This is a genomic window from Aquabacterium sp. TM01 (assembly GCF_057808345.1).
In genome coordinates, this window is sequence record NZ_AP046529.1 from 2052815 (window position 1) to 2074385 (window position 21571).

The window sequence follows — 21571 nt, forward strand, 5'->3', positions numbered from 1 at the left end:
CTCAGTACAGTCAGCAGGAGAGAGAGCTTTATAAGCGAGGATAGTGTTCTTTCACTCATACGGGGATGTGCTGGGTGGAGAATTTGCGGAGATGCGGTTGCGCTCTTTAACCTAACGCCAAGGTTAACCGGCAAAAATGCGAAGCTTTTTTGTCCGAGTTGAACCTACAGTTAGGCTGGTGGCAGATGCGCGGCTAGGTAATATCGAAGCACCCTTGGGCTTATTTTTTAGTGGCCGCACAATTGTTCCTCACATGGAATACCGTCTCCGTCGCCGTCCATTTTTACGCCAGGACAGTTGGACAAGAAGTATTTTGCCTCCGCGCATGTCGCCATTTGAGAGCAATATTTTCGGCTGTCGCACTTGAATGAGGATCGCGACGAGGAGGGAAGCTTAGCTGGTACGTGTTCTAACGGCTCAGAAGACGCAGAGGGGCGAGCTTGCGACTTCGGACTCGCGGGGTGTTCTTTCTCTTGAGCCAGTTGCTTTTGTCGTTCAGCATTGAGCTCTTCAACTGTTGGCGGCTTCCTGGCTTGGTTCGATTGGCATGGGCCCTGCTGGTAATGAACAGACCCGTTTACGTTGCACTTGAAAAACTGGGCTGCAACAGTGTCAGGAGATGCGATCAGGAGGCAGGCTAGAGCCAATGCCAAGAAAAATGATTTGATCATCGGTAGTGCGAACGATTTGCTGTAGCCAAGCATTTGCGAAAAGCCTAACGCCCAAGGTAAGCGGCGCCGGAGCACCAAAGGTGCGTAGGGCACCAACAAGGGCCAAGACAATGGCGAAGCCTTGGCCCTTGTTGGCGTCCGCTTGACCGCCCGGTTAGGCTGGTGCGCGCAGGAGAGGGTGCTGAGAACAAGAATGCCTCAAAACTGTACAAGATGTTTGGCGATTGCAAGCAAACTCCCTGTGTCGTTGCGTGTCAATAGCCGCGCGGATTCACGCTCGGAAGGGGACCTGATTAGCACTCCCACGGCCCTTCCGTGAAAACTGAAGGGGCAGATTTGTTGCTGCAGCCTCGTATGCATTGATAGATGGTGCCCGGAGACTTGTCGTTGAACGGTTCCATGTTGCAAGGCATATACGTTTTTGAAGCCTTGATCCGATAGGTCGTGCCAGCAAGAGGGAAGTTGCGCTTGGCGGGGCATGAAAAAGTGGCCCCGATCCCCTTTCCCATGGCTTTGGCAAAGCCGGGGCACTCTGTATTCATGTCATAAGGCTTAGACCAAACCCCATCGCCAGGACCTCTGATGATATAAAGTTCATAATATGAATCACTGGCAATCGAGATGCGCTCGCCAAGCCGGTTATTGCCATCGGCTCCACCATAGCCGGCCGCGAAGGCAGCTGCGGGAATGAAAAAAGCCAAAATCGCTATGAACAGGTTCAATTGAGCCTCCTTGCGTATTGCGGCCAAACGAATGGGAAGGGCACGCCATTTTGAAGCCTAACGAACTAGTTAACTGGCGCCGGAGCCCCGCAGGGGCGCAGGGCACCAACAGCGGCCAATAAAATGCCGAAGGCATGGCCGCTGTTGGCGTCCACGTTGAACTTACAGTTAGGCTCCGCGCATTCCTACGTCATGCGCGGAGATACGGCTCGGAGCCACATTCTTTCGACTTGCTCTGTCATATTTTTCGGGAGTAGCGAAACATGAGGGTGGCTGTTTCCGTAAACTCTAAATAGCTCGTCAGCAAATGCTTGACCTATCTCTTGAATTTCGCTGAAATCCAAGATTACAGTTCTAAAGCGGTCAAATCTTGTAATTAGGCGCTTTGCTTGAGATCGAGATACTAGTTGCTCATCACCGAAGCGCGCCAACCTCATAGGCACGATCGTCTTTGAGAAATCGTAATCTTCTGGCGCTTCTGTGAACTGTGCATAAACTTCGGTGGTCGTTCTGCTGCTATTTAAAGCGATTCGCATGTAGACAGTTGTGCCTTCGGAGAAAATGCTATCCGCTTCTTGAAGCCAGTCATGCGATGAATTTGCAACATGATTGAATTGAAGTCCATTAGCTGAAATTTCAAATGAATCAAACATTCTGGATGTAAAGAAAACACCTTCTCCGGTGTGTTTGCTGGGGTCTGTGGTTAATTTTCCTTTGGAAAGTTCGAAAAGCGCTTGACGCATGTCGGGCAGATTAAAGGTTGATGTGATTTTTGCGAAAATTCCAACCCCATCATCCGAAATGATGATGTTCAACGATTTTTCATCTTGAGTAGCGTACACAAATACTGAGTTCCCTGATGAGTGATCAATTGCGTTATTGACCATTTCAGTAAAACCATGGCTTGCGATGCTTTGAACATTCGACAGCATGTTCAAGTATGGTTTGAAGTCATTCTCCCAAGCTATATGCTCTTCAAGTCCAGTTAGTTGGTACAGGCGAGCAACTCGGCGTTTGTAGCCTGGACTAAAGACGGGATGAGTTGATGGACCGCTACGCGCGATCCAACCCTCTGTTTCTAGGCGTTGGATGTACTTGTTTGCCGCAACACGGGAGATCTTGAAGCGCTCCGCATAGTGCCGGGTTAGGTCTCGAGGATGTTCGACGACATCTCTCGTAATGGTTCGGAGAAGATCATCGAAGCGAGATGGTTTAGCCATGATCTGCCATGTCATTTGTTAACTTGATAGATTGTCATTGTAAACCATTCGACTCCATGTTGTAAACGTGAGATGCAGTAGGTAGCCCAATTCAGGCTGTTTTTGGGCCTCCGTGTCAGCCGCTAGAGCCTTGCGGTGGCTAACGCCCAAGTTCAGGGGCGCGCGCTTGGCGTGGCGGAAGCGTGCGCTGGTGGAGGCGTCCCCTGCGCCCAGTTAGGCCGGTGCAACTAGCTGTGCCGTTGCGCGGCCAGCGAGCCCGCACACGAGGCGCAAGCCTGGTGTGCGCGATGACCTGCAGCGGCACCCTCCGAGATGAACCGTGCCATCACGCCTTCCTTTGCGTATGGCGTCAGCCATGCGCTGACAAATGCCTCAATTTAACGCACCTTCAGTCTGCGGGGCAGAGATGCCAGTACACCAACTTGAGGGCATGAGCCAGTGTCTCGCTGCCGCCGAAGAGGCGGCTCGTGTGGCCTGAGCATGCGGCGTATTACGCGAGGGCCTAACGAACTAGTTAACTGGCGCCGGAGCCCGAAGGGCGCAGGGCACCAACAGCGGCCAATAAAATGCCGAAGGCATGGCCGCTGTTGGCGTCCACGTTGAACTTACAGTTAGGCGGTGGCGCGAAGTGGAAGGTGAGAGCAGGACGAAAACCTGACCGAATTTGCCGCTGACCGGCTGAGCTTGGCATGCTGCTGACTCCCTTTATTGCATCAATTTACTGGGACAGTTGCAGATGATAGTAAACGAGCCGCACTGCCATAAACAGAGCAGGTGCAAGAGTCACTATCGGTAGCACGGTGGGCACCCATGGCAAGACACTCACGATGCCAATTGCTGTTCCAATGATAGGTATGGAACGATGAACCCGCCGTTCAAGGGACCATGCGATACCCATAATCAAAAGTGCTACCCATGCGACTAGGCCGAAGGTCCACGAGAAAACTGCCAACATACTGCCAATACGGGAAGAGTATGGCCAACCAAGTCCAATCGCAGCAGGAGCGATGGTAAGTGCCGCTGTTAAGGCGAACGAAAAAGTGACGGTTAAGGCAACGCTCATTAGCCGGAGAACTACAAGCCGTCGTTTCATAAGTGCTTTCTTGTATAAGCCTAACGCCCAAGGTAAGCGGCGCCGGAGCACCGAAGGTGCGTAGGGTACCGACATGGGCCATGAAAATGGCGAAGCCATGGCCCATGTTGGCGTCCGCTTGACCGCCCAGTTAGGCTAGGAACCGCAGCAAAATTGTGCGGATTGCTGCTATTCCTCAAGCTAACCACCCTTATTTGAAAGGCGCCTGGCGCGCTCTGCGTTGTTCATTGCAGCCATATTGGCATGCTTGCGGAGCATCTCTTCTCGAATGACTCTTGCAGTAGTTAGATGCTCACTCATTCGGATGATCACTCGATCAACCTCTTCGGCAGGCGCCAGCTTCAAAGACTGTGCGCCATTGGTGAAAAGTTCTGCATCCTTTGACAATTGCTCTGTCTTGCTAGCTAAGTCGCTGAAGGACTTGATCAACGTTTGCAGGTTGGAGTTCTCTGCTGAACCAGAAAATACTTCTGCTGTTCTGAACTCTGAAATGAGCTCCGAGGCGATTGACTTGACAGCGATACATTCAGCGACGACCGAACTTGCCGCGCCAGACAGTTCCCGGCGTGATGCACGCTGCGCCGCCACATCTGCACTATGCGCAGCTTCTTGAGCTGATCGAGCAGATCTAAATGCAGCGACGGCAGCAAAGCCGCCACCTATGGCGCTGACGACAGCAGCTATACAGTTTGCGACTTCAACGGGACCGATTTCGCTCATTGCTTCAATCCGATGGCCTAACGCCCAAGTTCAGGGGCGCCCATAAGGCGTAGCCGAAGCGATGCGACGTATGAGCGTCCCCTGCAACGCCCAGTTAGGCCAGGTTTTGATTGCGCGGCTCTCATAGTGATGCGTAAGCCTGAAGAGCTGAGCCAATGACCAGGAAGATGAAGCCTTGCCTTTGCTGGTAGAACTGACCACCAACCTCGGACGCGAGTTGCGCCAATGTTTCATTGAACTTGTCGTAAGTGAGCTCGGCCTTGAAGTTGGCCAACTGACGCTTTGTCCTGTAGGACTGATGCAGCAGAAGTGCGGCTCCTATGACTTGAACAAAGATTCCGAGGATGGAAACAAAGCCCTTCGTCGTTGAGTCAGGCGCTTGTGATGCCGTTAATGGGCAGGAGTCCTTGCCCCACATGTTGTTCGGTGCGTACCAGTAAACCGTGTCGACGAATGAGCGCCCCGTAAAGTAACGGCAATGCAGACTCGCTTGCTTGTTATCTCCGAGGTCTCCGTGTTCCGGCACGACGTATGGTTCCCCGGGCTTAGCGATGTGCTCGAAGACCAGCACGCGTTGTCCGCTGATGAGCAAAGCGGCAAGCGTTAGCGCTACGGCGATGAAGAGAAATGAGATAGCTCTATGCATACGCTTTTTCGGTGGGCCTAACGAACGAGTTAACTGGCGCCGGAGCCCGAAGGGCGCAGGGCACCAACAGCGGCCAATAAAATGCCGAAGGCATGGCCGCTGTTGGCGTCCACGTTGAACTTACAGTTAGGTTTTTGACCATTGGCACGCCCTGGAAACACACGACGGCTGAGGTTGAGGTGAGGGCGGGCCACGGAGGATGCTTGATGCTGTTGCCAGAATTCCAGAGAGTGTGACAGGCGCACCAGCTTGGTGGAAGCACCCAAACCGGTGAAGTTCGATTGAGACTTGAGGCGGCGCCCGGTGGACGAGCTGGCTGCCAGTGAAACGCCAAACCTCAAGATGTGCGCCGCTGATTGAGTGACCACGGAAGCGGCGATGGCGAACATCAGTGTTCCCGCGCAGGAGTGGCGACGCATGGCGCGCAAACCTTGCCATGCAAAGAAAGCGACCTCGGCGCGACAAATGATTCTCGCGTGCCGGATGTATGAGCTTGCCCCGATGTTGACATTTGCCAGAGCTTTTGCAGCGAGTTACCCGAGCGCGGGTTTTAACAGGACCTAACGAACTAGTTAACTGGCGCCGGAGCCCCGCAGGGGCGCAGGGCACCAACAGCGGCCAATAAAATGCCGAAGGCATGGCCGCTGTTGGCGTCCACGTTGAACCTACAGTTAGGCTGGGGAGCGTAGCCACGGTGCTGCAAGCGCATATTGTTGACTGGTTTAGTTCGGAGTTCTCTCATGCTTCAATACGCGCCAAAAAAGCTTTGTGGACCAAGCGGTTGTGCTGATATGAAGAAGCCCGAGGACAAAATACATTCGATCAGCAAAGTCACGTGCACGCTCATAAGACTCCATTTGACTTTCACTGGCATCCTGTGCTGGCCAAAGCGGATCAAGCGAAGCAAATATGGCAACGAAGCCAATAGTGGTTATCAGTGCTGGTACTGCGGCAATTGCAAAACGTCGGGTAAGATGCCACGCCTGATAAGAGCCTTTATATATGCATGATCTGAGGACGATCACCGCTGAGGTGAATGCCCAGATGCCTAGTATGGCGTATGTGCCGAAGACGAGAATGATCAAGAGAGTCGCCACAGCGAGAAGAGCCTAACGCCCAAGGTAAGCGGCGCCGGAAGGAGCGCAGCGAGTGGAGGGCACCAACAAGGCCCATGAAAATGGCGAAGCCATGGGCCTTGTTGGCGTCCGCTTGACCGCCCAGTTAGGCCACGGTTTTGGGTTGCTACTTTGCATGTGGCGATGACCCCTTCGCGCGTTGATTTCGCCATGCCTCCAAAAGCTCAGTGCTGCCACTTGCCACTTGCAACAACATTTGAAGGGACAAGATTGAACCAGGGATGATTCCTGCTTCATCGATCTCTTGGTCATCGAAGTCGGGGTTGGTGGCAAGCTCGACATTGACAATCCACCATACCTCGATTTTCCGCAGTAGCTCTACAAGAGCGGTGAATTGCTCCTGGTGTGTGGAAGCAGCTTGGCCTGTGACGACGTCAAAGAGCCGGTGTGCAAGCACATTTCGGGTGCTCTTTAGTTGCTCGAAGATGGCTAGATCGGCTTCGGTGATTGCCGCCTGTTCTAAGAGCCAATTTAAGGATGCGTAAACCGCACTCTTGTTGCGGGAGAGGACATTGCTCGCGTACTCTGGAGAAACGGTGTTGCCGCCCTCAAACCAGCCAACTGAGTAGAAGTCTCGTATGCGGTCAACTATGGAATTCTTGAGAATTTCAAAGACCGTGATGAACATTGTCGCCATGAAGAGCGAGGGACGGACAACCTCTGGGTCGAGGAAGCGCTCCCAATGTTCGTTGTGATCGGTCATGAGTGGCCTAACGAACTAGTTAACTGGCGCCCATAAGGCGTATCCGAAGCGATGGGCCGTATCAGCGTCCACGTTGAACTTACAGTTAGGCTGGGACGCGAGGGCGCGGTACACAACTTCCGATGGCAATGAGAAAGAGTTCATTTTGAAATCCCTATGCCGAAAAAGAGCGCCAAGCCCCACGCCGTTGCGAAAACCAGAAGCAGGGCTAACACTCCGTAGACTATACGCAAAAATGATGAAGAACCCTTGCCTGTTCCTTCATCTATTCGCCTCAGGAGATGATTGCGCCATAAACCGTTGCCGATGAGTTCTCCGATGAGAGTGATGGGTAGAGCTAGGCCCAAAAACAGTGCCCAACCAAGCAGTGTTTTTGGGTAGTTAGGGAATGAATACACAAGCATTCCAACCGCAGCAATAGCGGTAAAAGTGCAATACCAACCAAGGAGCCGGGTGATGCGCATTGTGGATGTGCCTAACGAACTAGTTAACTGGCGCCCATAAGGCGTATCCGAAGCGATGGGCCGCATCAGCGTCCACGTTGAACTTACAGTTAGGCTGTGGCGCGGAGTGGAAGGCGATCATAGTATTTCGACCTGAATCCTTGGGTGTTGCATTTCACGTGTCAACCCGCGCTGGCTGCTTGTCCTGAAATGTTTGGCGCACAGATTTTTCATATTTTGCTGCGACGGCGAGAAGTAGCGGAAAGAGAAATATTGCGAAGGGAAGCAATAAAAACCCCATAAATGCGGTTGCTTGCTCGATGTATTCGGCAGGAGATGTAAATCCCTTATTGGAGCCTGGGGTGACAAAAAGAGAGATGGTTGATCCTTGCTTTCCGACTTCGCCTAAGACCTTTGCGTCCACAAAGTCCTTGTTAACCCGGTATTGAACAATAGTGAAGTAGCATAAACTTTTCCCTTGGCACCTCTGAGTTCTTAACACGGTTGCCTCAACCTTCTGAAGGTTGCGGGACTTTTTAAGCGCCTCAGCGTGCGATTTTTCATAGATGGCAAACGCAAGCGCACCATAAATTATGCAACCAACTACTGATATCCACGCAAGCGCTTTCATAGTGTGTTGTGGCCTAACGAACTAGTTAACTGGCGCCCATAAGGCGTATCCGAAGCGATGGGCCGCATCAGCGTCCATGTTGAACTTACAGTTAGGTTGCTGCGGCCTTGACTTACTCGACAATTTCAGCGCCCCAACCATCGTAAACTGCCTTGTGCTTGAGCGCGAGCTTCTCAAAGGTGCTTGAAAGCCCTGCAACTGATTGGTGGCTAAGGGCCATTTCTTTCTTCCCGACGACCTGAAAGTTTTGATTTGAATCGTCTGGCGGATAGATTTCTACATCGAAACCCAATTCCACAAGTGCGTCTGCGATTGCCTCAGCGCTGGATTCGTTTAAGGTTTCAAAGGCAAAGTCGGGAAGGTGCGGTTTTCTCAGATCAGCCCCCAACTCAGCCATTTTCAGTAAAACGGATGAATCAGCATCATTCACTGCGCGTAGGCTTTCAATGATTTCGATCGGTGTGGGCATGAGTAGAGCGACCTAACGCCTTGGTTAACCGGCGCCGGAGCACGAAGTGCGGAGGGTACCGACATAGGCCATAAAAATGGCGAAGCCATGGCCTATGTTGGCGTCCGCGTTGAACCCCCAGTTAGGCTGGTGACAGGTGCAGACTATTCTTAAGGTCATAGATTCTCTAATGACCGAACAGAGATGACAAAAATGATCGCCTCTTGTACGTACGGGCTTGCGCGGTAAAGAGGGCATCCCCCATATCGGGGCGATCACCCAACATTCTGGCGATGACTTCAAACACGATATCTTCACCGAGTTGATCAACAGTGAAAGACTCTCCATCAGTGGCCTGGTACAGATCATGGTCACCAGTGTCAGTACTCTTGACGAAGCGAGAGAGGAAACGATCCTCTTCAGGCAGTGATGAACCAGTATTGGCAAATACGCCATCGTCGCTAGAAACAGCGAAGCTGCGTTTGAGAACACCTTTTTCATACAAGCAAAAGCCCGCTAGATTTACGACGCTGTGCAGTGTGCAAATCAGCACCGTGTTGTCGGAAAACTGATTTAGCAGCCGTCTAGCCTCTTCTCCATCCGGATTGTCGAGAATCTTGGTTGGAAGCTTTGGCTCACCAATCAAAGTACATCCAGCGTACCGTCCGATCACAAGCGATTTTGGTGGAAACATCGCTTCGCAAGTGCATTCGGCTTGAGGAATTGCACCGCCATAGCCAAGCGCAGTAAGAAGTTTTCCTTCATCTGGTTCGCCAACGTTCACGATGATCAGGTTTGTCTTCCAACCCATCTATACGCTCCAAAGAATTGGCCTAACTGACATTAGATCTCACCACTCTACACCGAGGACGTGTGGGTAACCAATCGTCCTTAGGAGGGGCGACAGGTGGCGGCCCCAGAGGCAACATGCCGTTATGCGGATGTTTCGCTGATCCCAAGTCACTCATTAGGCCGCCTAAAAACTCATGTCAGAGCCATCTCGCCCGTTGCGGTCAGCATACCCCAGCCTCATCCCGGTGGCACCGGCGTTGCCAGAACAAATGCCCCCTCAGCGTCCCAAACTGCTTGACACGCTCCGTGCACAGTTGCGAGTGATGCATTACGCCATTCGCACCGAAGATGCCTACGTGGACTGGGCTCGCCGTTTTATTCTGTTTCACGACAAGCGCCACCCAAAAGACATGGGGTCAGAGGAAGTGGCCAAATTTCTGAGCCACCTTGCGGTTACGCGGCATGTGTCCGCCTCCACACAGAACCAGGCCAAGGCCGCCGTCTTGTTTTTGTACCGCCATGTGTTGGGTATCGAGTTACCCTGGCTGGATGACGTCGTCATCGCAAAGGTTCCCCAGCGATTGCCCGTGGTGCTAACCGCGCGTGAAGTTCGCAGTTTGCTTCAGGAGCTCAATGGCACCACGGGCCTGTTGGCGTCGCTGCTTTACGGCACAGGCATGCGCCTGATGGAAGGTTTGAGGCTGCGCGTCAAGGATATTGACTTCGAACGGCGTGAAATCATCATCCGCGAAGGCAAAGGCAATAAAGACCGCGTGACGGTCTTGCCTGAAAACCTGATCGAACCGATGCGTCAACGATTGCGTAAAATCCAGCAATTGCATCAGACCGATCTTGATGCAGGCTACGGCGAGGTCCATTTGCCGCAGGCACTTCAGGCCAAATATGCCCAAGCGGGCCGATCATGGGGATGGCAGTATGTCTTCCCCAGTCAGATGCGCTCGGTTGACCCGAGATCAGGGGTGATCAGGCGACACCATCTCGCGGAGCAATCGGTGCAACGTGCGGTTTCAGGGGCGGCCAAGCGTGCCGGCATCACCAAACCCTGTTCACCGCATGTGTTACGTCACAGCTTTGCGACCCACATGCTACAAGCCGGGTACGACATTCGGACTGTGCAAGAACTGTTGGGACATGCCAATGTAGCGACCACCCAAATCTACACGCACGTATTGAACAAAGGCGGACGTGGTGTGCTCAGCCCCTTTGACCAACTCTGACCATCTGCAGGGTTGATCAACTCGCGGCCAACGCGGTCAGGCTATCGACCAGGCGATCAACCTGCGCTGCAATGGATGGAGGTAATGGTTTGGCGCCAGTCATCACCGCTTGCATATAGGCAGCCGTGTCGCTGGCGGCGTGGCTGCTGGGAAAATCCGGCAGTTGGGTCAATGCGCCTTCTTCCGGGGCGCGGCTCAGTTGAGCTTGCACTTGCCCGTGCAAGAACACGTCAAACCGGGGTTGGCGGCGGGCATCGGCCACAGGCTCGCCCTCGGTGCCTCGCATCAACAAGGCATGAGCCCGGGTCAACTGAAGGTAGTCTTTCAATGAAAGTGCATATTCCGGGTGCGTGTGGTTGACCACCTGGATGCTCCTGACCCCTTGCGCAGCGTGCGCCTCAAAGGGATTCAAGAGTTTGGCGATGGTGTGGCCGGAGTTGCGCAGGCCAATCGTCCAGCGTACGGCCAGCAATGTTGCCAAGGAGCTGCACAGATGCGCCAAGTCCATGAAGGCCGGCTGGCCATCACTCCAGGCGCGCGCCAACTCGTGGTCACTGCTGACCACCGGCAAGCCCGCCTGTTCAAACACCTCAGCCGTGGTCACGCGGGCAGGGTCCCTGGCCAGTCCATGCACCAACACCTTCACGCCGCGCTGTGCCAAGGCCTGGGCGAGCAGGGCGGTCAGGTTGGGCAATTTGCGGGCGCCGTTGTAAGAGGGCAGGGGCACAATCCCCAAGGGCCCCTTGAGCGCGACCTGGCTGGCCTCTTCCAGCGGCAGGCACCGTACCTGTGTGGCCTGCACGAAGCCCTGCAGCTCCTCGGCTGTTTCGCCTTTGATGCGCATGGCCAGGCAAAACGCACCAATTTCCAGGTCGCTTACCTGGCGGTCCAGCACCTGAGAAAACAAATCGAGTGACTGCTCGGTGCTTAGCGGGCGTGCGCCGTCTTTGCCGCGGCCAATGACCTTGATGTAGGGGGCGATGCTCATGATGTGAGGGTGCGTTATCCCACCATTATCCAGGGCATCGGGTGCCGTGTCGCCACTCACGCCACCACCACGGCCGTGTGGCCGCTGTCTACCGGCGTGTCCTTGACCAGCTTGCGCAAGGTCGGTATGCACGAGCCACAGTTGGTCCCGCACTTCAGGCTGCCTTGGAGTTGCGCCAGCCGTGCGCCTGTGTCTCCCGAACAGGTCCGCAGCATCGTCACAATCTGCGGCTCGGTCACGTTGAAGCAGGTGCACACCTGTGCGCCCTTGGATTCGATGGCGACCGGTGGCACCTCTCCGGGGGCCAGCAAGGCACGGCCGTAGGTGTCTGCCAGCAATTCGTCTTGCAGCAGGGGGCGGATCCAGGCTTCTGCGCGAATGTCGCCAGTCATGACGAAGGCCGCCAGTCGCAGACCATCTGCGCAACGCTCCATCCGCATCAGGCGGCGTTGGCCTCGGGCCTTGTCCTGGTAGCGCATCAGGTCCACACCGGTCACGCCCATCCACTCGGTGATTTGTTTGACCAGGTCGTCGCTGACGGGCTCGCCATGAGCCGCCCGAAGGAGCACGCCGACTTTGCCTTCGGCATGGGGCTCGCGGCCAAACGGCACACAACTGCTGAAGGCGAACTGCCCCATCAACGGTTTGATGGCCTCGCGCACGGCCAATGCTTCGACCTCAGGCAGCCACGCCACGGCCAACAAGCGCCACGGCAGGTGCACGGGGGCGATGTGAACGGCGGCGTGCTTCAGCTCGGGCTGACGTGAGGTGGGGCAGAAAGCCGGGTTGGTCAAGGCATTCACGCCAGCGATGGCTTGTCCCTGGCTGTCTTGGCCGCTCAGAAACTCCTGGCCCCAGTGCATGGCAATGAACCCATGGGTGGGGCGCACCGCGTCGCCCGCCTTGACGGGGATGTGTACCTGTCCGCGGCGCGAGCTCACCCGCACCAGGTCACCATCTTGCAGCCCCAGGCGCTGCATGTCTTGTGGATGCAGGTCCATGACGGGCTCACTCACGTGGCCAAACAGGCGCCCCAGTGTGCCGGTGCGGCTCATGCCGTGCCACTGATCGCGCAGGCGGCCGGTGTTCAGGCTGAAGGGATAGTGGGCGTCAACGGGCTCTGCCACCGGTGCGGGCCGCATGGCCACAAACTGTGCCCGGCCACTGGCCGTGGGGAAGCGCCCGTCGGTGTAGAGGCGAGCGGTGCCATGAGCGGCGCCCTCGGGCATCGGCCATTGTTGCGGGCCGGTGTTCTCAAGGATGTCGTAGCTCAGGCCGGTGATGTCGAGGTCGCGCCCGCGGGTGCTGTCGCGGTGCTCGTTCCAGATGGCCTCGGCGCTGGTGTAAGGGAACAGGGTGGTGAGGCCATTGAGGTATGTGCTTGTGCGCTCGGGCAGGCGGCGCTCCAGGCGCTGCGCGAAGTCCGCGAAGATGGCCCAGTCTTGTCTTGCCTCACCCGGCGCGGCAATGGCCGGCCGCACGCGGCTGATGCGGCGCTCGCTGTTGGTCACGGTGCCGTCTTTCTCCCCCCAGGTGGTGGCCGGCAGCAGCAGGTCGGCGTAGGCACAGGTCGCGGTGGAGGCAAAGGCTTCTTGCACCACCACCAGCTCGCATCGGCTCAGCGCCTGGCGAACAGTGGCTTGGTCGGGCAGCGACTGTGCCGGGTTCGTACAGGCAATCCAGAGGGCCTTGATCTCGCCACGCGCCGCAGCCTCGAACATCTCCACCGCGGTGAGGCCGGGTTGTGCGGGTACGTCGGGGAGCCCCCACAGGGCAGCCACTTCGGCACGGTCTTGCGCTTTGCGCAGATCACGGTGAGCGCTCAGCAGGTTGGCCATCCCACCCACTTCACGCCCGCCCATGGCGTTCGGCTGCCCTGTCAAGGAGAAGGGGCCGGCGCCGGGTTTGCCGATCTGGCCGGTGGCCAGGTGCAGGTTGATCAGGGCCGCGTTCTTGTCTGTGCCATGGCTGCTTTGGTTCAAGCCTTGGCAATACAGCGACAAGGTCGGGGTGTGGCCACCAAACCAGCGGGCCGCCTGAATCAGGTCGGCCTCCGAGATCCCGCAGGTACGGGCCGCGACGGCAGGCGTGTATTCGCGCACCACGTCTTGCAGCGCCTCAAAACCCTCGGTATGGCGGGCCACGTAGTCCAGATCCAGCAGGCCCTCGTGCATCAGCACGTGCAGCATCCCATGAAACAGGGCCACGTCGGTGCCCGGCTGGATCGCGAGATGGAGGTCAGCCATCTCGGCCGTTTCCGTGCGACGGGGGTCCACCACCACCAGCTTCATGTGCGGATTGGCCTGGCGCGCGTCCTCGATGCGGCGAAACAGAATGGGGTGTGCGTAAGCGGTGTTGGCGCCAGCAATGAAGAGGGTTTGCGCAGACTGAAAGTCGTCGTAGCAGGCCGGGGGGGCGTCGCTGCCCAAGGTCGCTTTGTACCCGGTCACGGCGCTGCTCATGCACAAGCGAGAGTTGGTGTCGAGGTTGTTCGTGCCGATCAGCCCCTTCACCAGCTTGTTGAGTACGTAGTAGTCCTCGGTCAGCAACTGACCCGAGCCGTAGAACGCAACGGATTGAGGCCCGTGTTCGCGGATGATGGCGGCGAACTTGTCGGCGGCCTCCTCCAGTGCGGTTTCCCAGGCAATGGGGGCCGCGTCACCGCCTCGTTGCTCGCGTCGCATGGGCGTGAGCAGGCGCACCTGCTGCTGAACGGACTGGGCCGCAGTGAGGTGCAGGGTGCTGCCTTTCGTGCACAGGCGGCCAAAGTTGGCCGGGTGCTGCGGGTCACCCTGGACATTGACGATGCGGCCATCAGGGGTGGACTCGATCAGGACACCGCACCCCGTGCCGCAGTAACAGCAGGTGGCGCGTGTGGTGCGGTGGGTTCCGGGGCTGGCTTGGCTCATGGCGCTCTGTTTCTCTTTGTCGTTGTCGGGCGGGTTTAGCCGCACTCGGCCACGCATTCGGTGGCCGGCGCCACTTGACCGGTCAACGTGGTTTGCAGTCGCCCCCACAAAGCATGGCGGCCTGCCTGGTCCCGAACGATCTTGTTGTGCACATGGGCCAATCCCACGCGCCCGACGTAGCGGGCGGCGTGCTCTTGATACTGGCCTTCCTCGCGATACAGTTGCAAGAAGGCGCCGGCATACGCCAGCACCTCGTCAGGTGTCCGCACCTCGGCCAGCAAGGTGGCGTCTCCGCGCTGGGCACCCTCGGTGCCTGCCACATGCAGTGCCCACCCCTTGCTGGAGCGGGTCACCTTCACCTCCTTGGCGCAAGCGTCGGCGCACTGGCGCATCAATTCGGCCAAGTACAGCATTTCGTTGGGGCTGCTTGCTTCGGCAGGTGAGGGCGAAGGGGGGCTGACCTTGGCCTCTTCGGCAGACGCTGGCACAGACGCATCGGATGACGCTGCGCCAAACATCAGCAGGTCCCGGTGATCGCGGATGGACGTCCCTTCTCGGATCAACTGGAAGTAATAGCTGCCGTCGGCCGTGTCACCGTACATGCAGGCGCCCACGAGCTTGTCGCCCTTGATGACCAACTTCTTGTAGACCGATCCAAACGGGTCCGACAAGACGATCTCTTCGGTGCCTTCTCCCCCCACAAAATCACCGGCCGAGAACAGGTCCACGCCGGTCACCTTCAACTTTGTCGAGGTCTGCGAGCCGGTGTACCGGCCAATGCCAAACAGCGCCAGATGATTGGCGCACACCTTGCCCTGTTCAAACAACGGGGCCACCAGGCCATAAGCCACGCCGCGATGCGACGCGCACTCGCCCACGGCGTACACGCGCGGATCGGTGACCGACTGCATGGTGTCGGTCACCACGATGCCTCGGTTGCAGTGAATGCCGATGGCCTCGGCCAACTCGGTGTTCGGACGCACGCCAGCGGCCATCACCACCAAGTCGGCAGGCACCTCGCTGCCATCCTTGAACTTCACGGACTGAACCCGCCCGTGGGCATCGCCGATCAGCTCTTGTGTGTGGGCGCCCATGCGGAACTTCAGACCACGTTCCTCCAGGGCACGCTGCAACAGATGCCCGGCCACGTGGTCGAGCTGACGCTCCATCAGCACGCCAGAGATGTGCACCACCGTGACGGACATGCCTCGCATCATCAAGCCATTGGCCGCCTCCAGGCCCAACAGCCCGCCACCGATCACCACTGCATGCTTGTGCGTGCGCGCAGTCTCGATCATGTAGTTCGTGTCGGCAATGTCGCGGTAGGCAATCACCCCTTCCAGATCCTTGCCGGGCAGGGGGGGCACAAAGGGGTTCGAGCCCGTGGCCAACAACAGGCGGTCGTATTCGGCTTCGGTGCCATCGTCGGTGGTCACGATGCGGCGCTGCCGGTCCACATGGACCACCTTTTTGCCCGCATGCAGGGTGATGCCATGATCGCTGTACCAAGACAGCGGGTTCAGCACAATCTCGTCCAGCGTTTGCTCGCCCGCCAGCACAGGCGACAGCAAAATGCGGTTGTAGTTCGGATGTGGCTCGGCACCGAACACCGTGATTTCATACAAATCCGGTGCAAGCTTCAGCAGCTCTTCAAGCGTGCGGACGCCGGCCATGCCGTTGCCGACCATCACCAGCTTCATCTTCTTCATGCGAACACTCCGTCAGCGGGGAGGAAATCTTTTGTTTGCCCATGTCAAGCACGATTCAGGCCAACGCCCGTGGTGCATGCACCGTCCATGGGCGCAAAACTTGCACGCATGCGTCTGGTGTGCACAGCGCACCGGCCAGGTGCTGTGCCGCCTGCCGTTGGAAGGACATGAATGACGTTTGACGTGGAAGTCGGCCTGGCCTGTCGCATCGGGCCCCGCACCGAACTGGAGGACTGCGCACAGGTGGCGCACCCCCGTGGAGACGAGGTGCCCTGGGGCGTGGTGGCGGCGCTGGCCGATGGCGTGTCGGCCGGGGGCGGCGGGCGCGAAGCGGCGCGCAGCACCGTCCACGCGGTGCTCAATGACTACTACGCCACCCCTGCCACGTGGGACACCACGGTCGCACTCGACCGGATCATCGCCGCGCAAAACACCTGGCTGGTCGACCATAACCGCCGACGTCAAGGCGTGGGACAGCGAGACGGCGGACGCGCGGGCATGTGCACGCTCACCGCTTTGGTGCTACGCGGGCACGGATATGTGCTGGCCCATGTGGGGGACAGCCGCGCCTATCTGGTGCGTGGTGGTGAATGCACCCAATTGACGCAGGACCACACCCTGGGCACCTTGCCATTTCAAAACGGTTTGACGCGTGCGGTCGGACTGGACGATGCCTTGCGGGTCGAATACCTGACCGGGGAGCTTCAGATCGGTGACACCTTCGTCCTCACCAGCGACGGGGTGCATGGCGCCCTCAAACGCAAGACCTTGCAGGCCTTGGCAGAGGAGGGCGGGGCACAGCAAGCGGCCGATGCCCTGGTGGACAAGGCTCTGGCCACAGGGGGGCGTGACAACGCCACGGCCGTGGTGTTGCGCATCAAAGGCCTCACGGCCGCCCGACTGGAAGATGCGGAGCGACGTGGTCGGCAGTTGCCCACTCCGCCGCGATGGCAAACCGGGGAGGTGATTGACGGCATGCGGGTGGAAGACTGTGTCTTCGCCAATGGCGTGCACCGCCTCTATCGGGTGCAAGACCTGGGCACCGCACAGCGCTTTGCGCTCAAAACCCTCCACGAAGCGCGGGCCAATGACCCGCAAGAGCGCGCCATGCTGGCCCACGAGGCCTGGCTGGGCGCGCGTGTCACCGAACGCGACGCCCGAGGCCTGGTGCGTGTGCACGAGCGCCAGGACGCCAGCTGCTTTTATGCACTGTTTGACTGGCACCCCGGCATCACCTTGGGCGAGATGCTCGGCAAGGAGCAGCGCTTCACCGTCACCGATGTGGTGGACGGGGCCACGGTTCTGGTGCGTGCCCTGGGGCGCCTGCACCAGCATGGGGTCATCCACAGGGACATCAAGCCCGACAACATCCATCTGGGTGACGACGGGCAATGGCGCATTCTGGATCTGGGCGTGGCCCTGTCAGGCAAAGAGCCCGAAGCCTTGCGTGTGCTCCATGCGGGCACCCCCAGCTACATGAACCCCGAACAGTGGGGTGACGATGCCGAGGCGGCCCGCGCCAGCAGCCAAAGCGACCTCTTCGCCTTCGGTGTGACGCTCTACGAGTGGCTCACCGGCAAGCTGCCTTATGGCGACATCGAGCCCTACCAGATCGGGCGCTACAAACGTGATCCGGTGGCCCCCTCCCGCATGCGCCCCGATGTGCCCATCTGGCTGGATCACCTCATCCTCAAAGCGATTGCGCGCGATCCGCGCCAGCGCTTTGAAACGGCAGAAGAGATCCTGCTGGCTTTAGAGCGCGGCGCCTCTCGGCCCATCAATGCGCCCCTGTCCACCCCCTTGCTCACCCGAGATCCGGCCGCCATCTGGCAAATGGCGCTGGGCATCTCGGTGCTCGTCAACCTGCTGCTGATCTACTGGCTGGTGTTCCTGCCCAAGGGCTGAGCCTGGTGAGGGCTCAGCACCCGATCAGGCCGCGTTCTGCGTGCTGCCCTGGCTGCCATAGGCCGTGGCCAGGGCGCCCGTGGTGCGCGCGCGGCCACCCTTTTCAGCCCAGGTCCGCGTCCAGCGCAGCTGCATGACCCGCATCATCACCAGCACCGCCACCCCCAGCAAAGCAAACGCCAGGAAGCCATAGAAGTACGTGCCGAAGTGCTGCTTGGACAAGCCCATCGCATTGGGAATGAACCCGCCGCCCAAGGCGCCCAGCTCCCCGATCATCGAGCCGGCCACCGCCGTCGTCACCGGCCAGCGCAAGGGCACCAACTGGAAGAGGGCGCCGTTGCCGGCACCCAGCGCAGCAAAGCACAGCATGAACAGCAGCGTGGTCAGGGCCAGGCTCTGACCCATGGCGCCACACACCACCAAAGTGATGATCGCCAACACCAACACACCCGTCAGCGTGGTGATGCCACCCCAGCGATCAGAGATATAGCCACCCAGCACCCGCGTGGCCGAGCCCATCAGCGTGGCCAGCATGGTCAACTGGCCTGCCTCGATCTTGCTCACCTTGAACTGGTCATAGAAGTAGGTCGGCAGGAAGTTCGCCAGACCGATGAAGCCACCAAAGGTGATCACGTAGATCAGACTGAAGGCCCAACCGTCCTTCTCGTACAGACAGGCGGTGTGCTCACGGAAGGTCTGGTGTTCGCGATCAGGGGGTTCCTTGGCGGCGAGGGCCATCACGATCATGGGCAGCACCATCGTGGCCGCGGCCATGCCGTAAACCGCCTGCCAACCGAAGTGTGTGGCCAGGGGCGGGGCAAACAACACGGCCAGCACCGTGCCGCTATTGCCTGCGCCGGCGATGCCCATGGCCAGCCCCTTGTACTTGGGCGGGAACCAGCCCGAACCCAGCGACAAGGCGATGCCAAAGCTGCCGCCGGCAATCCCCAGCAACACGCCCATGGCCAGCACTTCGCTGTGGGTGTCCACAAAGAAGAAGCCGAACAACAGGGCGACCACAATGAGCCCCATCTCCACCATCGCCGCACTCTTGCGTCCGATGTACTGAGACAGCAACCCCAGCGGGAAGCGCATCAAGGCCCCCGCCAGAATCGGCACGGAAATCATGAAGCCCTTTTCGGCCGGGGTCAGGTTGAAGGCTTCACTGATGAACGGCGCCATGGCACCGTTCAGCACCCAGATCGCGAACGTGAAGTCGAAATAGAGGAAAGACGCGAACAAAGTCGGGGCGTGCCCCGACCTCAAAAAGGCTTTGAAATCTGACATGGGAACCTCAGCGTGTGGTGCATCACCCGTCCGGGTGTGCGCTTGTTTTGTGCGCCGACTGCATGCGATTTCCGTGCCATCTCAGGACGCATCGACATGGTGCGTCGCGCCTGCGTTTCAGGTGCCCGTGAATCAAGCACAATCACGCCAGTGAAACAGGAGATTGCATGAGCATCAAATCAGACCGCTGGATTCGCCGCATGGCGGAAGAACACGGCATGATCGAACCCTTCGAGCCGGGCCAGATTCGCGCCAATGCCCAAGGCGAGAAAATCGTCAGCTATGGCACCAGCAGCTACGGCTACGACATTCGCTGCGCGCCCGAGTTCAAGGTGTTCACCAACATCCACTCCACGGTGGTCGACCCCAAGAACTTCGACGAGAAGAGCTTTGTGGACATCAACAGCGATGTCTGCATCATCCCGCCCAACAGCTTTGCACTGGCCCGCACGGTCGAGTACTTCCGCATTCCGCGCAACGTGCTCACCATCTGCCTGGGCAAGAGCACCTACGCCCGCTGCGGCATCATCGTCAACGTGACGCCGTTCGAGCCCGAGTGGGAAGGCTACGTCACCCTCGAATTCAGCAACACCACCCCCTTGCCCGCCAAAATCTACGCGGGTGAAGGCTGCGCCCAGGTGTTGTTTTTCGAGAGCGACGAGGTCTGCGAGACCAGTTACCGTGACCGAGGTGGCAAATACCAAGGGCAAACGGGCGTCACCTTGCCCAAGACATGACATGATCGTCATCAGACTGGCAGCGCCTGACACACGTGTGGGGTTACCGCCGGTCTTTTAGAATCTGGCTCCTGGGAAACCCTTGGTTTCTCATCCCGGATCCGCTCGGGCTCATACAAAAAATTCCAGAAGGAAGTCGCACGGGCAGCGCACTCACGGCCGAGTCATCAGACTCATGGGAGGGGGTGAGCGCGCAGGGATATCGTTTGTTGTACCCATTTTCACTGAGCCACCCCCGATGCGCCGACCGCTCCAATCCCCTGCGTTGATCAACGCGTTCTACGACAGCCTGCGCCCCGAGCAGCGCGAAACCGCGCAAGCCATGCAGCGGGCCATCCTGTCCGTGGCGCCGCACCTGCGCCCTGAGGTCAAGTGGGGCAATCTGTGCTTCATGAACGAGCACGACAACGTGATGGCCATCGCGCTGTTCAAGATGAACGCCCACCTCCAGATCTTCAACGGCGTGGCCCTGGTGCCGGAGTTTCCCGAGCTGGAGGGGGCTGGCAAGGGCATGCGCCACATCAAGTCGCGTTATCGCCAGCCGGTCAATGAGCAGCTGGTGCGCGAGCTGACCCTGGCCAGCCTGCAGGCGGCCGCCGCTGCAGCCCACCGAGCCAGTCACCGGTGGGGTTAATCGGTCGCTTGCTAGCATTGCGTCCATGCAGACCTTGAACGCCGACCTCCACTGTCACTCCAACGTGTCGGACGGCACCTTGTCGCCCGAAGAGGTTGCAGCGCGCGCGCATCGCAATGGGGTCGAACTCTGGGCCTTGACCGATCACGACGAAATCGGCGGGCAAGACCGGGCCCGTGACGCTGCCCATCGCCTGGGCATGAGCTATCTGACGGGCAGCGAGATCTCCGTGACTTTCGCGGGGGAAACCGTGCACATCGTGGGCCTGGGATTTGACGCCGCCCACGCTGACCTCGTGCAAGGCCTGGCGGCAACCCGAGGCGGTCGTGAACAACGTGCCCGCGCCATGGCGGCCGATCTGGAGCGGGTGGGCGTGCAAGGCGCGTTCGACGGGGCTCTGAAATACGTTGGCAACCCCGATCTGATCTCGCGCACCCACTTTGCCCGCTACATGGTCGAAATCGGCCTGTGCAAGGAACTGCCCGACGTCTTCAAACGCTACCTCACCGAGGGCAAGCCCGGCTACGTCAAACACCAATGGGCGAAGCTGAGTGACGCCGTGCGCTGGATCACCCAAGCGGGCGGTGTGGCCGTCATTGCCCATCCGGGACGCTATGACCTCACGCCCAACGAAGAGTTCGCGCTGTTCACCGAGTTCAAGGCCCTGGGCGGACTCGGTGTGGAAGTGGTCACCGGCAGCCACACGGTGCCCGAGTACCAGAAGTACGCCGACCTGGCAGGCGAGTTCGGCCTGCTGGCTTCGCGCGGCTCCGACTTTCACGACCCCAATGAAAGTCACACCGACCTGGGCACCTTGCCCGCCTTGCCCAAGCGCGTGACCCCGGTGTGGGAGGCGCTGGCGCACCGCATTCAGCACCCCTGAGTGCCACAGCGCCGCCTTTGACACTCGCCATCGCGACCGGAAAGTTGTAGGCTCGC

Annotated in this window: 20 protein-coding genes and 1 pseudogene; 5 read left to right on the forward strand and 16 right to left on the reverse strand. The window is 58.5% G+C overall.

The genetic code is table 11. The annotated features are described in order from the left end of the window. Positions 1-227: 227 nt before the first annotated feature. The 11 genes from AC3WW4_RS09385 to AC3WW4_RS09435 all read right to left on the reverse strand — a co-directional run bounded on the left by AC3WW4_RS09385 (position 228) and on the right by AC3WW4_RS09435 (position 9244). Positions 228-704: an excalibur calcium-binding domain-containing protein gene (locus AC3WW4_RS09385; protein WP_488828148.1), complete on the reverse strand. Its 477-nt coding sequence runs from the start codon at positions 702-704 to the stop codon at positions 228-230. Between the two features lie 260 nt (positions 705-964). Next, positions 965-1393, reverse strand: a complete 429-nt coding sequence (locus AC3WW4_RS09390; protein WP_488828149.1) for a hypothetical protein — start codon at positions 1391-1393, stop codon at positions 965-967. Positions 1394-1578: 185 nt separating this feature from the next. Continuing rightward, complete coding sequence (locus AC3WW4_RS09395) at positions 1579-2628, reverse strand: STAS-like domain-containing protein (protein ID WP_488828150.1); 1050 nt, start codon at positions 2626-2628, stop codon at positions 1579-1581. A 1258-nt stretch (positions 2629-3886) separates the two neighbouring features. Further along, on the reverse strand, positions 3887-4426 hold the full coding sequence (locus tag AC3WW4_RS09400) for a hypothetical protein (protein WP_488828151.1): 540 nt from the start codon (positions 4424-4426) through the stop codon (positions 3887-3889). Positions 4427-4547: 121 nt separating this feature from the next. Next, positions 4548-5072, reverse strand: coding sequence for a hypothetical protein (locus tag AC3WW4_RS09405; RefSeq protein ID WP_488828152.1), 525 nt, complete (start codon positions 5070-5072; stop codon positions 4548-4550). A gap of 29 nt (positions 5073-5101) precedes the next feature. Then, positions 5102-5461, reverse strand: coding sequence for a hypothetical protein (locus AC3WW4_RS09410; RefSeq protein ID WP_488828153.1), 360 nt, complete (start codon positions 5459-5461; stop codon positions 5102-5104). Positions 5462-6314: 853 nt separating this feature from the next. After that, positions 6315-6911: a hypothetical protein gene (locus AC3WW4_RS09415; protein WP_488828154.1), complete on the reverse strand. Its 597-nt coding sequence runs from the start codon at positions 6909-6911 to the stop codon at positions 6315-6317. A 140-nt stretch (positions 6912-7051) separates the two neighbouring features. After that, positions 7052-7375: a hypothetical protein gene (locus AC3WW4_RS09420; protein ID WP_488828155.1), complete on the reverse strand. Its 324-nt coding sequence runs from the start codon at positions 7373-7375 to the stop codon at positions 7052-7054. A 154-nt stretch (positions 7376-7529) separates the two neighbouring features. Further along, positions 7530-7985, reverse strand: coding sequence for a hypothetical protein (locus tag AC3WW4_RS09425; RefSeq protein ID WP_488828156.1), 456 nt, complete (start codon positions 7983-7985; stop codon positions 7530-7532). 112 nt (positions 7986-8097) lie between these two features. Next, positions 8098-8454, reverse strand: a complete 357-nt coding sequence (locus AC3WW4_RS09430) for a ribonuclease E inhibitor RraB (protein WP_488828157.1) — start codon at positions 8452-8454, stop codon at positions 8098-8100. A 166-nt stretch (positions 8455-8620) separates the two neighbouring features. Further along, positions 8621-9244 (reverse strand): DUF6928 family protein, encoded by a 624-nt coding sequence (locus tag AC3WW4_RS09435; RefSeq protein ID WP_488828158.1) that lies wholly within the window; start codon positions 9242-9244, stop codon positions 8621-8623. A gap of 250 nt (positions 9245-9494) precedes the next feature. On the opposite strand from AC3WW4_RS09435, the gene AC3WW4_RS09440 reads away from it, so the two are divergent. After that, complete coding sequence (locus AC3WW4_RS09440; protein ID WP_488828159.1) at positions 9495-10463, forward strand: integron integrase; 969 nt, start codon at positions 9495-9497, stop codon at positions 10461-10463. Between the two features lie 16 nt (positions 10464-10479). Here AC3WW4_RS09440 and ybiB read toward each other — a convergent pair whose 3' ends face one another. The 4 genes and pseudogenes from ybiB to AC3WW4_RS09460 form a co-directional block, all read right to left on the reverse strand. Further along, positions 10480-11451, reverse strand: coding sequence for a DNA-binding protein YbiB (ybiB, locus tag AC3WW4_RS09445; protein WP_488828160.1), 972 nt, complete (start codon positions 11449-11451; stop codon positions 10480-10482). A 56-nt stretch (positions 11452-11507) separates the two neighbouring features. After that, positions 11508-14360, reverse strand: a complete 2853-nt coding sequence (locus AC3WW4_RS09450; protein WP_488828161.1) for a nitrate reductase — start codon at positions 14358-14360, stop codon at positions 11508-11510. A gap of 35 nt (positions 14361-14395) precedes the next feature. Then, the gene (locus tag AC3WW4_RS09455) at positions 14396-14878 is read right to left on the reverse strand and encodes a hypothetical protein (RefSeq protein ID WP_488829718.1); all 483 of its coding nucleotides are present in this window, start codon (positions 14876-14878) and stop codon (positions 14396-14398) included. Next, a pseudogene (locus AC3WW4_RS09460) lies at positions 14861-16069 on the reverse strand (NAD(P)/FAD-dependent oxidoreductase); the annotation flags it as partial. The gene AC3WW4_RS09455 and the pseudogene AC3WW4_RS09460, both read right to left, overlap by 18 nt. A 171-nt stretch (positions 16070-16240) precedes the next feature. On the opposite strand from AC3WW4_RS09460, the gene AC3WW4_RS09465 reads away from it, so the two are divergent. Beyond that, positions 16241-17974: a bifunctional protein-serine/threonine kinase/phosphatase gene (locus AC3WW4_RS09465; RefSeq protein WP_488828163.1), complete on the forward strand. Its 1734-nt coding sequence runs from the start codon at positions 16241-16243 to the stop codon at positions 17972-17974. 24 nt (positions 17975-17998) lie between these two features. Here AC3WW4_RS09465 and AC3WW4_RS09470 read toward each other — a convergent pair whose 3' ends face one another. Further along, the gene (locus tag AC3WW4_RS09470) at positions 17999-19261 is read right to left on the reverse strand and encodes a nitrate/nitrite transporter (protein ID WP_488828164.1); all 1263 of its coding nucleotides are present in this window, start codon (positions 19259-19261) and stop codon (positions 17999-18001) included. Positions 19262-19428: 167 nt separating this feature from the next. Between AC3WW4_RS09470 and dcd the strand changes: the two genes are divergently transcribed. The 3 genes from dcd (at position 19429) to AC3WW4_RS09485 (ending at position 21515) form a co-directional block, all read left to right on the forward strand. Next, positions 19429-19998, forward strand: coding sequence for a dCTP deaminase (gene dcd / locus AC3WW4_RS09475; protein WP_320367047.1), 570 nt, complete (start codon positions 19429-19431; stop codon positions 19996-19998). Positions 19999-20236: 238 nt separating this feature from the next. Further along, the gene (locus AC3WW4_RS09480; RefSeq protein ID WP_488828165.1) at positions 20237-20632 is read left to right on the forward strand and encodes a DUF1801 domain-containing protein; all 396 of its coding nucleotides are present in this window, start codon (positions 20237-20239) and stop codon (positions 20630-20632) included. A gap of 25 nt (positions 20633-20657) precedes the next feature. Further along, a complete protein-coding gene (locus tag AC3WW4_RS09485) occupies positions 20658-21515 on the forward strand; it encodes a 3',5'-nucleoside bisphosphate phosphatase (protein ID WP_488828166.1) in 858 nt (285 codons plus the stop codon). The last annotated feature ends 56 nt before the right edge of the window (positions 21516-21571 follow it).